The sequence below is a fragment of the Flavobacterium anhuiense genome, from assembly GCF_050990855.1.
Lineage (GTDB): Bacteria > Bacteroidota > Bacteroidia > Flavobacteriales > Flavobacteriaceae > Flavobacterium > Flavobacterium anhuiense_C.
This window is the reverse complement of record NZ_CP158861.1, coordinates 2,435,167-2,449,232: the sequence shown is the minus strand read 5'-3', so window position 1 is coordinate 2,449,232 and position 14,066 is coordinate 2,435,167. Positions and strand designations below refer to the sequence as shown.

The window sequence follows — 14,066 nt, the reverse complement described above, 5'->3', positions numbered from 1 at the left end:
TCATTTCAGCATCAAAAAGGCAGGCTGAAAGCCTACCTTCAACACTTGTTTACTAAAATGCCGTGTCACCAAGATCGGCCGCCACAATACTTCCTGTTATTGCCTGGGAAAGATCTGTACATAGTAAAGTAATCACCCTGGCAATCTCGTCAGGATAAGCGATACGTCCCAATGGCAGTCTGCTGCCATACACCTGATGCGAATCCACCCCGCCGAAAGCAGCATCCAGATCATCCTTCTGTACTTCCATACCCGGCGTAATGGTCATAGTCGGACTTACCCCGACAACCCTGATATTGCTTGGTCCAAACTCTACAGCCAAAGCTCTTGTTAACGCCTCGATACCTCCCTTTGACGCAATATAATGAGGAAGGCCCGGCACTGTTTTATACGCTGTTGTAGAGTGAATATTAATGACTACTCCTGCTCTGTTTCCTTCTATCATTTTTGCAATTCCAGCTCTGGCTCCAAGAAATGTGCCCAGCAAATTAATATCAAGTACTTTGTGCCAGTCCGCTAAACTCAATGACATGGTATCTGAAACAGGATAAATACCAGCTATATTACACCATATATCAAGATGACCTGTCTCTGTGACTGCAAATTCAGCCGCTGCCTTAATACTCTCTTCATCCGGCAGCCTTAACTGAACAGCCGAAGCCGCGTACCCCTTTGCTTTAAAAGATTCGGCCTCTTTGGAAGCTGCATCAATATTCATATCGGCAAGAACCACATGAGCCCCCAATTCAGCAAGACGTTTTGCCGTAGCCAGTCCTATCCCGTTAGCTCCGCCTGTGATAACAGCTGTTTTTCCTTTTAAGGAAAATAGTTCATTCAATGATTTATCTGAAAAATTTGTAAGCATAATAAATGATTTTAAATTGTAAAATGTTTTTATATAATAGATCTCTGCTGTTATTTATAAGAGATTATATCCTTGATTTATAAGTGGACAAAAGAGAAATTAGGTGTCCGCATAAGGCAGAATAATTTTTCCGCTGATTTTTTGCCTATCAAATTTACGGCAGTATCACCATAATGTTACCATGTGTTACAAAAAGGTTATCGGTAACATAAAGGATACCGTTACGTAAATCTTATGGGGACGGGTCAATTTTACCCTCTAACGGTCAAAACGACCAATTTTACCGTTCTCCCGCCCTTTTCATTCCTCTATAGTCTGCCGAAATTTGCATCTGATATTGTGACCATTAACAATAAAATAAACAGCTTTAACACATTTAAATAACATTTCAATTATGGACTTCCTTACAATTTTTACTTCTTCAAATGATTTAACTGTAACACTCCTAAGAATAGTTTTAGGTCTTATTATGTTCCCACACGGCGCCCAAAAAGTCCTTGGATGGTTTGGCGGGGGCGGCATTAAAGGCACTATGCACCATATGAGGGCCGTAGGACTGCCTGATATAATCTCATGGCTCACCATCATAGGTCAGTTTTTTGGAAGTATAGCAATCCTTTTGGGTTTCTGTACCCGTATTGCAGGGGCGGGAATCTTTATTATTATGACCGGCGCAATGATTATTAATATGCCTAATGGATGGCTTATGAATTGGACGGGACAGAAAAAAGGTGAAGGCATAGAATATTTCATACTGCTTCTTGCCATTAATATTTTTATAATCATCAAGGGAAGCGGACCATTAGCACTAGATAATTTGATTAATTGATTATGAAAATCATTGCCGAAAAAGATCGAAGCTTTATTGACAAAGGAAAAATCAAACTATATAATTCTTTTAAAGGCACAGCAGTTGCAGGCAGTTTAAATTCTTTACAAAAAGTGATCATCCAGCCCGATGGCAGGGAAAAGATGGAATTGAATAATGGCCTTCATACTGTTTTAATAATACTTTCCGGCACGCTTGAAATTAAATGCACCCATTTTAAAGATTTAAAACTCTGTGATGCTGCACTGATAATAGAAAAAGATTCCAAACCGCTGTTATTAAGAAACAGGCAGGAGAATGAGGCTGAACTTCTGATACTCAATATTAGCAGATTAAATCAAGAAAACAACTTAAAAAAAACGCAGCTTAATTATCAGATACCCCTGGTTTCAAACGACATCGAAAGGAGCTTGAAATCTAGAGAAAATACGGTCTTGATTTCAAAAATATTCTGTCAGCGTAACGGCACTTTAGATTATAGACAATTAGACCGTGAAAAAATGCTGATCCTGTATGTTATATCAGGTGAAGCGGACATAAACGGAAATACGCTTTTTTATAACGACACGGCCATCTTTGAAACTCATGATGACCAGATTATTCTTGCTGACTTTAAAAAAAATACTGAATTGCTGATTATAGAAATACCATCATGAGCAGAAAACAATACATAGACGAGAATACAATAACAGCTCCGCTGCTGGCACTGCTGGGCATCGCAGAAGAACTTTTTGCAGAACAGGGCTATGCAGGGACCACAATCCGTCAGATTGCAGGTGCTGCAAAAGTAAACAGCGCCACGGTCAACTATTATTTTGGTTCAAAAGAAGCTCTCTATAATCTAATATTTACCCTGAGGCTCCAAGAACTTTCAAAAGCTATGGATACGGTTCATTTTTGCACCGAAAATCTAGATAAGTTTGAGATGTTCTTAAACCAGTACATTTCCCATATTCAGTCGTATAAAAATTTCCATAAACTGCTCTTAAGAGAATACAGCTTATTGTCTTCTCAAGAACTGGACAGCTCAATAATCAGCCGGCATATCTTTGATAATTTAAAATTGCTGCAGCAAATTGTTACCGGACACCAATCCTCCGGCTCTAATCTGAAAATTGACATTACACTTTTCTGCGTAAATGTCATTGTGCTAACCCCAAGACTGGTACTGGAGAACAGGTCGCCTTTTAATCTTATTGACGTATTGGAAGGCACCGAAAGTAAATTGCCTATTATTCAAAGAATCAAAAAATATTTTTATTCGCAGTTGTGCGATTAAAAACATGATTACTAATACATTACTATGAAAACAATTACTAGAAAATATAATCTGGCTGTGATCACTTGTACTGCTCTGCTTGCAGGTACAGGGATACTTGCCCAAGAAAAAGAAAAACAAGCCGCAGAGCTTCGCATAACTATAGATGAAGCTGTCAGTTATGCCAAAGAAAATAATAACATTGCCGCTTTCGCCCGTAAAGAAGCTCAAGCGGCAGAAGCAGACAGAAAAACGGTGCTCAGCAATGCACTGCCTAATTTAGAATTCAGTGCCGGCTACGACAGATATTCTAATTTAACGCTTTACACCAGCGGCCTTAGCGATCATACCACTAATCCCAGACTTCCTACATCAAATGCAGCCGCCGCAGGAATCAATGCAACATTTAACCTTTATTCAGGCGGGAAGCAGCATTCGGCAGAAAACGAGGCAAAAATAAAAAAGGGACTCGCGGACTTAAATGCTCAAGATCAAGCAGGAAGCATTGGTTTTCAGACAGCCAACGTCTATCTTGATTTACTCCAGCTCAATGAAAGGAAAAATTTTATAGCAGACCAGCTTAAAAGAGCAGAAACACGCTTAAAAAATATTAATGCCCTGTTTCAAAATCAAAAAGTTACCCGAAGCGATGTCCTCAGAGCTGAAGTTATGCTTTCTAACGTAAAACTCAGTATGGAACAGGTTCAAAATGACCTATTGATCAAAAACAAAGCTTTAAATGTGCTGATGAATATAGAGGAAAATGCAAGTGTGATTCCTACAGACAGCGCCGGCATGCCAAAACCCGACCTAAGCCAGTACATCGGGCAGAATAACCTTTCCCAAGGCTCCTATTCTTTGCAGCGGGCTGATTTGCTTATACAGGGCCAGCAGGCAAGGCTTAAAACCATAAAAAGCAATAACTATCCTACTCTTGCACTTCGCACTGGATATAATTTAAGTTATCCCAATTATCTGTTTTTTCCGCCAGTAGATCAATTCTACTCCATAGGCTTTGTCGGTGCCCGTCTGCAGTACGATATAGCATCTTTGTATAAAAACAAACCCAACAGCCAGGCCGCAAAACTAAGGATAGAAGAATTTCAAATCCAGCAGCAAGCGGTTAAACAAAATGTAAGTCAAGAAATCAGCTCACTTTATATAAAGTACGATGAAGCGCTTCACAGGATTGACGTTAACAAAACCTCTATTGACCAGGCAAAGGTCAATTACAAAATAGTAAGTACAAAATATTTCAATCAGCTTGCCTTATTGACAGACCTTCTTGATGCGGACAATCTCTTTGAGGAGACAAGATACAATCTTACTCAGGCCGAAGTAGAGGCTTTCAGAATCTACTATCGATTACAATATCTAACAGGTAAATTATAAAAGACACAAAAATGACAGCAGAAACTAATAAAACAAAATACTACATCTCTAGGCTAACTACTTTTTTAGCGGTTGCCATTGTAATTGCGGCAGGCTTTTACCTGATAAAATATCTTATGCGAAGTGCTGATTACCAGGAAACAAATGACGCACAGGTCGAATCATTTATAAACCCTGTATCAGCAAGAGCCGGCGGTTACATCGCACGTGTGTATTTTAATGAGCATCAGCTGGTAAAAGCTGGTGATACACTTCTTACATTAGATTCAAGAGAATACCAGGAGCGTCTAATTGAGGCAGAAGCAGCAGTTCAGGACAATATGGCTCAGCTGGGGGTGCTGGAATCGGAAATACACTCTGCCGCAATAGCCGTCTTGGTCAGCAAAAACCAGATCTCGGGTGCCAAGTCGAGGCTTTGGAAAGAACAGCAGGATATCAGCCGGTATGAAAAACTATTAAAAGAAGAAGCAGTAACTGGTTCAGACTTTGAGCAGGTTAAAGTACGCTACGATATTGCTCAAAGTGATTACGATTCCAGCATTAATAAACTGGATGCCAGTAATTCAAGAATAAAAGAGCTGCAGGCACGCAGAGCACTGCTTCAAGCTGATTTAAAAAAGAAGCATGCCTTGCTATCCCTTGCCAGGCTAAATCTTTCCTATACCGTAATAAAAGCGCCTTATGATGGAAAAACAGGACGCAAAACCATACTTGAAGGACAGCAGATTCAAGCTGGACAGACACTGCTGCAGATAATAAATGAAGACCAGAAATGGATTACGGCAAACTTTAAAGAAACACAGGTGACAGGCATGTACATAGGTCAGCCCGTTGAAATCAGAATTGATGCAATAGACAATAAGGTATTTAGAGGAGAGATCACGGCTATCTCGGGTTCAACCGGATCTAAATTCTCAATACTGCCTACTGACAATTCAACGGGCAATTTTGTAAAAATTGTACAGCGTATTCCAGTTAAAATCGCTTTCACGCAAAAAGATCTTTCTTTATTTAAAGCAGGTATGAATACCTCGGTAGCAATTAAAAACAGCAGACCATGAGACCTTCCTATTTCAAACAGTGGATTACGGCATATCCCGTCCTAATGCGGGTTTGCCTGTATTTCATACTTCTTTCAGGCCTGGCGCCATTTGGTATTTTTGCCATGACATCCACTTATGCACTATCTCTTGCAGGAGCACAGCCTGAGGATATGTCATTTGCACTTCTTGTGACTTATGTGGGAATTTTGGTAACACTGCCGGTGCAGTTCCGATTTTTGAGGTACTTTGAAACAAGGAGCTACCTGCTTTTGAACATTATTGCCGGAATACTTTTGAGTGCCGCATGTATGAGCATTTCGGACATGATTTTCTTTACGATCATAAGGTTCTTTCAAGGTATTATTATCTGCAATATTGCAGGCTGTATGCTTATCATAATCTTCTCCATACTTAAATCCGAAAAAACACAGGTTATAGGTTCTTCTGTCTTTTACGGAAGTATCCTAAGCAGCGGCGCCCTTATTGGGCTGGCCGTTTCTTTGGTAGTTCCTTCTTATGACTGGAACAGAATCTATACCTACTTTATGATCTATCAGGTTCTTACCCTTATCTTAAGTATCCTGATATTTAAAGCGCATGCCGGCCACAAGCGCTATCCATTGTACCAGATTGACTGGATTGGATGCATCCTGTTTATAACGGCTGGATTAACAATAGCATACACCATGATTTACGGCCCAAAGTACTACTGGTTTGAGGACGAAGGGATTATAACATCTGCACTGGTTTCTCTAATAACTATTTCCTGTTTTGTAATGAGGCTTTTAACGGCTAAAAGACCTCTGGTTAATCTGGATGTTTTCAAAAATAGAAATTTTATTCTAGGGCTTGTACTGCTGGCTTTCTATTACGGTGTAAAAGACAGCATTAATCTTATTTACAGCTACACCGCTGTGGTGCTGAGATGGGAAACTAACGACACATTGCTTCTTGCTATGATTAATGTTGCCGGACTGGTAATTGCAATGGCGCTGACGGCACAGCTACTGCTGAAATACAGGCATCATATCACCTATTTTTTCTTAGCGGGATTCGGCTTTATGCTGATTTATCATATTATAATTCTTGAAATACTGACACCTGATCTTTCTTTTACTGACTTAATTATGCCGGTATTTTTTCAGGGTGCGGCATCAGGAAGTCTAATGGTTCCCATTATTGTTTTTACTTTATCATCTGCCCCATCTTACACTGGAACAACTGGAGTCGTTGTCGCAGCATATACCCGTTTTACCTCAACCTTAAATTCTGTCGCCGGTTTTTATACCCTGCAGCTGTACTACAATCAATCTCATAAAGAGAGTCTGCTGAGCGGAATTATCGCTGAAAATGTTATGGTAATGGAACGGCTCAACAGCTATGGCCAGTCTGCTTTGAACAGAACAATAATAATACAGAGCCAGCTATTGACAATTCGATCAGTATTCTTTTTTGCAGCTGAATCTATAGCAGCAGTTCTAATACTGATTTTTTTGCTGCCATCCCTTAATAAGACAATACTCCATTGGAACAAGAGAATGTTTGTATTGCCGAGAAAATAAGAGTTTTACTTTTTATATAATTAAGAACAGAGGTAAAAACATACTTAACACTACAAAATTAATGAGAGATCTAATTATAAGCACAGCCGTAAAGCTATTTGTAAAGTTTGGTTACAAAAGCGTAACAATGGACGATATTGCAAATCAAATGTGCATATCTAAAAAAACGTTGTACAAATCTTACCGCAGCAAGGAAAAACTGGTTGAAGAAGCAGCCTGCTCTGTAAAAGATGATCTCTTTATAAAGATAAAAGACATTTTAGCCTGGAATTATGATCCTGTGAGAGAAAATCTTGAAATACAAAAACTTATAATTGGCATTTACAAATATATCCCACCTGCATCCCGTTTTGAACTGATGAAATATTATCCTGAAACCTATTTCAAGGAAATTATTAAACAGCATCCAAAACTTATTGATTATTTAGGGCAGAATATTGAAAAAGGAATTGTGATGGGCTTTTATCTTTCTGATCTTGATGCCAAATTTTGCGCTAAGCTTACCTTTATGCTTTTGACTGCTTCTGTAGATAATTTAAAATCAGATTATGGGTTCAGCCAGTATCCAGAGAAAATAATTGCCTATAATATAAGGGCAATAGCAACAGAGAAAGGAAGGGAAGCATTAATATTTGCCGAGATTCTATCAGGATAAAAGCCCTTTTATTTTATATAAGTTTACGTCTTTTAAATCTTAATTATTTTTACGGTAATCCAGTGGCGAACTCCCTGTGCAGGTCTTAAAAAATTTACCAAAAACAGACTGGCTTGAAAAATTAAGCATATCACTGATCTGGTTTATAGTAAGCGACTTGTTTTTCAGCAGTACTTTAGCTTCAAGAATTACGGCTTCATCAATCCACTCTCCAGCTGTTCTTCCAGAGTGTTTTTTGATAACTTCGGAAAGATATTTGCGGCTCACATTAAGCTGGTCGGCATAAAAACCGACAGATCGCTGTCTCAGAAAATGTTTCATAAGGGCATTTCTGAATTTTTCAAACAAAGGGTTTACGGCTGGATCGCTTGTGATTAATGCTTTTACAGCATCAATTTCATAAATGAGAATATATAAATAGCTCCTTAGTATAGACCGCTCATGTTTGTTACTAATATTTAAAACTGTTCTGATCAGTTTAAAAATCTGCTTGAAAGTCTCCTCTGATTCTGCTGTGAGCTGAAAATCGTGCTTGTCACTATTTTCAAAAAAATCAAACTGAATCAGAAAAAAAACATTCGCCTGATTTTCAAGAAAAAAATCAGATTTAAAAAATATAATATCCATCTGCATTTCTTTGCTGTCTTCGGAAAAACTTCTAATCGCTGAAGGACCTATTGTAATGAGTGAAGGCGCGTGAACGACTTTTTCCACCAAACCGCTGCGCATCTTTATGCTGCCTTTCTTTAGATACCCAACAGCATAGCTTTCTGCCCTGTAAGGTTCTTCAACATATGGATGATCATTAACTTCCGCATAAAAATAATCCCTTAGATCTTCCGGGTAGGCAAACATATTGCGATGCTTGTCTAAAGAGTATGTAATAATATTATTCATCTGCTATTTAAAGTGGCTTAAAGGGTCGTATACTAAAATGATCTAAAGCAAAAATAATTATAAAAACGAGCCAAAATACTTTTTCTTAAATTACAATGAACACTTAATAAAGAAAACCTCCTGTGGTATTCAGGAGGTTTAAATAAATTTTAATTTTGATCTAAAAAAGGATAGTCTATATACCCATTATCGCCTCCGCCAAACATGGTGTCCCTGTCCGGTACATTTAATTCTGCACCAAGTTCAAAACGCTTAGGAAGATCTGGATTACCAATATACAATGCTCCGTAAGATATAATTTTGGCTATGCCCTTTTCCAATTCCTGCTCACCTGTTTCCCCTGTATATCCTCCATTTGCAATAATGGTATGTTTAGTTAATTTTCCAAAAGTTTCCAAAACATCCTGAGGATAATGTGGCAGCTGATCCAGCGGAAAAAGTGAATTCATTAACTGGATATATGCTAAAGGCATAGTATCTAATGCTTTGATTAGCTCTGTAAACTGAGTCTTAGGATCGTTGTGGATAATACTGTTGTAAGGTATCGTTGGTGAGAGTTTAATCCCCACTTTATCCGAGCCTACTGCAGCAACTAATTCCTGCATCACTTCTAAAACATAGCGGTTACGATTTTCAATACTGCCGCCATACTCATCCGTTCTTTTATTAGCACTCTCTGCGAGGAACTCATTGGGCAGATAACCAAAAGCAGCATGAAGTTCAACACCATCAAAACCAGCCTCAATAGCGTTTACAGCTGCCTGTTTGTAATCTTGTATAGTCTGTTTCACTTCCTCTGTAGTTAAGGCTCTCGGCACCTCATAGTCTTTTAATCCTTCCTGGGTAAAATGCTGCTGCCCTTCAATAGCGATCGCCGATGGCGCAACAGGCAGCTCCCCATTTCTCACAACAGAATGCCCAACCCTCCCGGTATGCCATAACTGTGCATAAATTACACTGCCCTGCTCATGCACGGCATCGGTTACTTTTTTCCAAGCTTTTATCTGTTCCTGAGTAAACAAGCCAGGTGTAAAAGGACTTCCTTTAGCCTGCTGGGAAATATTAATCCCTTCGGATATAATAAGTCCAGCAGTCGATCTCTGCTTATAATATACTACTGCTGTATCGCCTACTAACCCGTCATTACTTGCTCTGCTCCTTGTCATCGGTGCCATTGCTATCTTATTTTTCAACTCTAATTTTCCTAATGGAGTTTTCTCTAATAATTTCATATCTGTTTATTTAATTAACTTTGATAACATCAAATTTAAATCGGAAATGTTATACTTTTGTTATCTATTACACAAAGGATACCAGTTACAAAAAGAATACCATGGCAAAAAGACACAACTGCATTTTAGGAGATGACGAATGCTCAAAAGCACGATTGACAATTCAGGACACACTTGACGTAGTTGGAGGCAAGTGGAAACTCATCCTTATCTCTATTTTAAGGGATGGTAAGATGAGATTTCGGGAACTTACACGTGAGGCCGGTATATCACCTAGAATATTATCTAAGGAATTACAGGAACTTGAAATGAACGGTCTTGTAAGCAGAACCGTCTGCAATACAAGACCTGTATCGGTTGAATATGCACTTACGCCTTACAGTGAAACGCTTAATGAAGTGATTATTGCCATGCATAAATGGGGCAAACAGCATCGTGAAAAGGTAATTGATGATTCTTTATTAGAGAAAAAACAATAATAACTATTCCAAAAATTAGCAGACCTATATCTCTCAATTTTCAAAAGGAGATTTGACAATCAAAAGAAGTTTTAAAATAAAGTAATAAAAAAATTGCAAATGGAGCTGCCTCCAATTTTACCACAAAAGTTAATTTTTTATTTTCTTCAATTCTTTGGTCGAATCTTGGAGTTCCCTCCAAAAGTGCCACAAAAAGCTAAGGCGAATTCTGTTGAAGCGGTTTAAAAGCAGGATAAATCTGCGTTATGATTCTTGATACCACAGGACGGAATAACGCACCTAACTTTTGAAGGCATGAAAAGCAGCAGAAAAAAATACAGCGCCGAATTTAAAATCTGGGCCGTCAAGACCTGCATCGAGCATAAAAGCGTGCGGCTGGCCGCCGCCAAGCTGAGGATCAACAGAAACAGCCTGCAGCACTGGAAAAATCTCTTCCGCGAAGGAAAGCTCACCCTGCAGGAAAGAAGCAGCCCGGATCCGGACAGAAAGGAAACAGCCAAACTACAGAAGGAACTCAAAAATATCACACTGGAGCGGGACATCTTGAAAGAAGGCGCCGGAATCCTGCACCGGGACAAGCGCTCCGTATACCAGTTCATACGGAAAAATACAGACAGATTTCCCGTCGGGAAGATGTGCGCTGTTTTTCAGGCGACTCCCAGCTGCTATTACAAATGGCTCAGAAGGCTTTCCACCGGCAGGGCCGCTCATAAAGCTTTTGTAACCTCAGAGATTACCAGGATCTACCACTGGAGCCAGTGCAGATACGGAAGCCCCAGAATTGCCAAAGAGCTCTCAGCTACAGGCATTAAGGCCTCCAGAGCCTTTGTCGCTAAAATTATGATGGAAAACCACCTGCGCAGCATTTTGAAAACGAAATTCAGAAAAACCACAGACTCCTCCCATAAATATCTGACCGCCCAAAACATACTGGAACAGGAATTCAGCACATCCCGCCGCAATCAGGTATGGGTTTCGGACATCACCTATATCCAGACCAATGAGGGCTGGCTCTACCTTACGGTGGTAATTGACCTTTTTGACCGCAAGGTTATCGGATGGTCGCTGAGCGAAACGCTCAAAGCAAAAGAAACCAGCATCAGGGCTTTTAAGAATGCGATAGCGAACCGTCCTTTGGAGGACGGCCGAAAGCTGCTTTTCCACTCAGATAAGGGCACCCAGTACGCCTGCCTGTGGTTTGCTTCAATGCTGGAAGGCACCGGCCAGATAATCCGCAGCATGAGCGGCAGGGGAAACTGCTATGACAATGCGGTGGCAGAGAGCTTTTTTAAAACGCTGAAGACCGAACTGGTCTACCATAACACCTATGCCACAAAAGAAAAAGCAAAGGAATCCATTTCGGGCTACATAGAAAACTTTTATAACAAACACAGGAGGCATTCCGCTCTGGGAAATTTGACAATAGAAGAATTTCAGAAACGCAATCTTTCTATAAAATAGTGAATGCCTTTGTTTTGCAACTATGATTTTTACTAATTAGTGTTTTATCTCTTTACTCAGCCATACGCCATATTTCTTCCATTGATTATAAAAAACAATCCATTCCGTTATCCACGGTATCATCTTAAACAAGGGAATAATCTGCATTATGGGCTTATCAATTACAGGATGATACAAGCACAATGACATATCACTGTACAAATGAATTTTACTGCTGTATTGTATCGATTTGTCTCTAATATAGATTCTGTCAAATCTAATATCGAAAAATGGTGAATAATACAGCTCAATGTCGTAATTTTTTCCGTTTACAATTAAGTTTCCTCTTCCGTATAAAGATTTTGTTTCACTTTTAACCTCCATTTTCAACCATTTAAAATGCTGCTCAACTAATGCTTTTTGGATAATTAAAAAAACATGCCAATTCTTCCTGTTGCGCGCCTTCAGATCAGCTTCCAAAGTTGTGATGAGATTCATTTTTAATTCCTGTATTTGAATTTATTTGGCCTTGAGTATTTGTATAGGCCTTTCCGCCGATAATCAGACCGCTTGCATTTGTAAAATCATCATCTGTATTCTTTGAAAAAGTTACTATCTGCTCATTTAAAGATTTTTTATAAACACCTTCTCCAAAGAGCTTAATGTAATCGTCTTTACCTGTTTCGAAAGAAGTTTTAAGATTCTGCCACTGAATATATAAATCTGAAATAAAACCATAAAAACTCTTAAAATGCTCATCAGTCCAGCTGTCAGTAAAATCTTCCTGAGGATTAACTGGATTTAAAACTTTAAATTTTGCCTTTGATTTTACAGCGTCAAGATAGCTTCCTTTTATCTTTTCCAGTACATTGTCAATTGTATCAAAAATTGAATTTTCTCCATTGTAAAAATGAGCAGCCAGTGTTGTAATAACAATGCTTGACACTCTGTACTTTTTGTCGGCGTAATATAAGTCCCTGCATCGTTTTATCAATTGAACACCCCTTTGAAGCGGTGTTTTCTGGTATAGCTCCACAGGCAGAGGTTCTGATTCCACCTTCGCCTCCATCAAAGCGCGCATATGCGTTATCAATACAGGATTCTTAACTGAATCGGCAATTCTTAAAAACCATTCCGAAAAGCCCTTTGGATTTCCTGAGGACCAGCTTCTCATCGTTTTCTCTGGAATTGCAATCTTTTGTTTTTCAAAATGGGAAGGCATGCATGCGGGGAGAATATCCATATGAAAATCGCTTTTATAATTCAAACGGACGCATCTTTTCTTTTTTTCCATTATGGATTTGTAGTAGCTGTCCTTCTCCAAAGCCTTAACTAATGCATTATAGATTTCATCAGGTGAATATTTATGATAGACATCATAAATATGAAGGACTGTATCCAAATCAAAATCCTCATTATTAATAGGTTTAATGCTGGTTCCTATTCGCTTAGAACCCTGAGCATAAACCTCGATTTCTACATCTTTAAAAAAGTCCTCGTCTTTTTTCAGAAGGTCCGCTACGGCATTATATGCACTTTCCATTCGCTCTAGACGGGTTTTATCAAGCTGTAGTTCCTGCGCAATTCTAGCTAGCAGTTCATCTCTCTGCAATGCATAGTTTTTAAATATATCTATCATTCTTTCAAAGTTTTATTTATAATGAGTTTTGTGTGTTCTCCAATTCGTGCTATCTGTTTCCCGTCTACTACAAGCCGAAGATGTTCAATATCATCACAATCTGCTATTGCAAAACCTCTTGCCAAATCTAAATCCTCCTGAGCTAAATCAATAAGACTTCTCTTCTGCTGCTCATTTGGAATAAGCTCAAAAACATCATAGATTTTTACCTCATAGCATTTAAAGTATTTACTCCAGCTTAGACTGTCAGAATATCTTCTTATATGCTTATAAGTGAGATTCTGAAAAACAACAGAATTCAGGATACTTGTATCTAAAAGTTCTTCTTTAAATTCCCTGTTTGGATCTGTTTCTCTCTCCTGCATGCTTTCAAACCAGTTCATTACCTCAATGACGTACTTTCCCCTAACCATAAATCGAAGATCCGAAGAACTTTTTTTATCAGTATCCAACCCATTTCTTTTGTTATCGGGCTTATACTCCCATTTGTTAAAAAGAGAATCATCACCATATCTTTTATATACGCCTCCAACTGGCTGAAGCTGGTTCTCAATCCTTCGGTTCAGCACCAGCAGATATTTATTCGCATCTGGTATTTGAATCTTAAAAAGGTAACTGATTGAAAATCGAATATCCTTATTCTTATATGAACCAAATTTGGTTCTAAAAAAAACACTTAAATGTTTTCTGTTCTCCCAAGCTATTGCCGCCCCTTTAATAAATATAGGTTTCAATAATGCTGTAAATAAATCTGCCATGTATCTCTGTCATTTAA

The 14,066-nt window shown here is 38.7% G+C and carries 15 protein-coding genes; 9 read left to right on the top strand and 6 right to left on the bottom strand.

All coding sequences use genetic code 11. The features are described from left to right. Positions 1-52 precede the first annotated feature (52 nt). Positions 53-865 carry an SDR family NAD(P)-dependent oxidoreductase gene (locus tag ABTV69_RS10830; protein ID WP_433763668.1) on the bottom strand — a complete coding sequence of 271 codons (813 nt, stop codon included), beginning with the start codon at positions 863-865 and terminating at the stop codon, positions 53-55. Between the two features lie 394 nt (positions 866-1,259). On the opposite strand from ABTV69_RS10830, the gene ABTV69_RS10825 reads away from it, so the two are divergent. From ABTV69_RS10825 to ABTV69_RS10795, 7 genes are all read left to right on the top strand, one after another. Then, positions 1,260-1,694, top strand: a complete 435-nt coding sequence (locus ABTV69_RS10825) for a DoxX family protein (protein ID WP_433836230.1) — start codon at positions 1,260-1,262, stop codon at positions 1,692-1,694. A 2-nt stretch (positions 1,695-1,696) separates the two neighbouring features. Continuing rightward, on the top strand, positions 1,697-2,350 hold the full coding sequence (locus ABTV69_RS10820; RefSeq protein ID WP_433836228.1) for a hypothetical protein: 654 nt from the start codon (positions 1,697-1,699) through the stop codon (positions 2,348-2,350). Beyond that, positions 2,347-2,973 carry a TetR/AcrR family transcriptional regulator gene (locus ABTV69_RS10815; protein ID WP_433836226.1) on the top strand — a complete coding sequence of 209 codons (627 nt, stop codon included), beginning with the start codon at positions 2,347-2,349 and terminating at the stop codon, positions 2,971-2,973. The genes ABTV69_RS10820 and ABTV69_RS10815 overlap by 4 nt, the downstream gene beginning before the upstream one ends. Before the next feature lie 24 nt (positions 2,974-2,997). Then, complete coding sequence (locus ABTV69_RS10810) at positions 2,998-4,344, top strand: TolC family protein (protein WP_433836224.1); 1,347 nt, start codon at positions 2,998-3,000, stop codon at positions 4,342-4,344. An 11-nt stretch (positions 4,345-4,355) separates the two neighbouring features. Then, positions 4,356-5,405, top strand: a complete 1,050-nt coding sequence (locus ABTV69_RS10805) for an HlyD family secretion protein (protein ID WP_433836222.1) — start codon at positions 4,356-4,358, stop codon at positions 5,403-5,405. After that, complete coding sequence (locus tag ABTV69_RS10800; protein ID WP_433836220.1) at positions 5,402-6,949, top strand: MFS transporter; 1,548 nt, start codon at positions 5,402-5,404, stop codon at positions 6,947-6,949. The genes ABTV69_RS10805 and ABTV69_RS10800 overlap by 4 nt, the downstream gene beginning before the upstream one ends. Positions 6,950-7,010: 61 nt before the next feature. Continuing rightward, a complete protein-coding gene (locus ABTV69_RS10795; RefSeq protein ID WP_433836218.1) occupies positions 7,011-7,604 on the top strand; it encodes a TetR/AcrR family transcriptional regulator in 594 nt (197 codons plus the stop codon). Positions 7,605-7,643: 39 nt separating this feature from the next. Here the strand turns inward: ABTV69_RS10795 and ABTV69_RS10790 are convergent, their stop codons facing one another. Further along, positions 7,644-8,501 carry a helix-turn-helix domain-containing protein gene (locus ABTV69_RS10790; RefSeq protein WP_433836216.1) on the bottom strand — a complete coding sequence of 286 codons (858 nt, stop codon included), beginning with the start codon at positions 8,499-8,501 and terminating at the stop codon, positions 7,644-7,646. Between the two features lie 149 nt (positions 8,502-8,650). Further along, complete coding sequence (locus tag ABTV69_RS10785) at positions 8,651-9,733, bottom strand: alkene reductase (RefSeq protein WP_433836214.1); 1,083 nt, start codon at positions 9,731-9,733, stop codon at positions 8,651-8,653. A gap of 101 nt (positions 9,734-9,834) precedes the next feature. Between ABTV69_RS10785 and ABTV69_RS10780 the strand changes: the two genes are divergently transcribed. Further along, positions 9,835-10,212 (top strand): winged helix-turn-helix transcriptional regulator, encoded by a 378-nt coding sequence (locus ABTV69_RS10780; RefSeq protein ID WP_433836212.1) that lies wholly within the window; start codon positions 9,835-9,837, stop codon positions 10,210-10,212. Between the two features lie 294 nt (positions 10,213-10,506). Continuing rightward, positions 10,507-11,673 carry an IS3 family transposase gene (locus tag ABTV69_RS10775; protein ID WP_433836210.1) on the top strand — a complete coding sequence of 389 codons (1,167 nt, stop codon included), beginning with the start codon at positions 10,507-10,509 and terminating at the stop codon, positions 11,671-11,673. Between the two features lie 36 nt (positions 11,674-11,709). Here ABTV69_RS10775 and ABTV69_RS10770 read toward each other — a convergent pair whose 3' ends face one another. The 3 genes from ABTV69_RS10770 to ABTV69_RS10760 are packed head-to-tail and all read right to left on the bottom strand — an operon-like array spanning position 11,710 to position 14,049. Continuing rightward, entirely contained in the window at positions 11,710-12,150 is a 441-nt protein-coding gene (locus ABTV69_RS10770; RefSeq protein ID WP_433836208.1) for a hypothetical protein, read from the bottom strand. Further along, a complete protein-coding gene (locus tag ABTV69_RS10765; protein ID WP_433836206.1) occupies positions 12,122-13,291 on the bottom strand; it encodes an SMODS domain-containing nucleotidyltransferase in 1,170 nt (389 codons plus the stop codon). The genes ABTV69_RS10770 and ABTV69_RS10765 overlap by 29 nt, the downstream gene beginning before the upstream one ends. Beyond that, positions 13,288-14,049, bottom strand: coding sequence for a hypothetical protein (locus ABTV69_RS10760; protein WP_433836204.1), 762 nt, complete (start codon positions 14,047-14,049; stop codon positions 13,288-13,290). The genes ABTV69_RS10765 and ABTV69_RS10760 overlap by 4 nt, the downstream gene beginning before the upstream one ends. Positions 14,050-14,066: the final 17 nt, after the last annotated feature.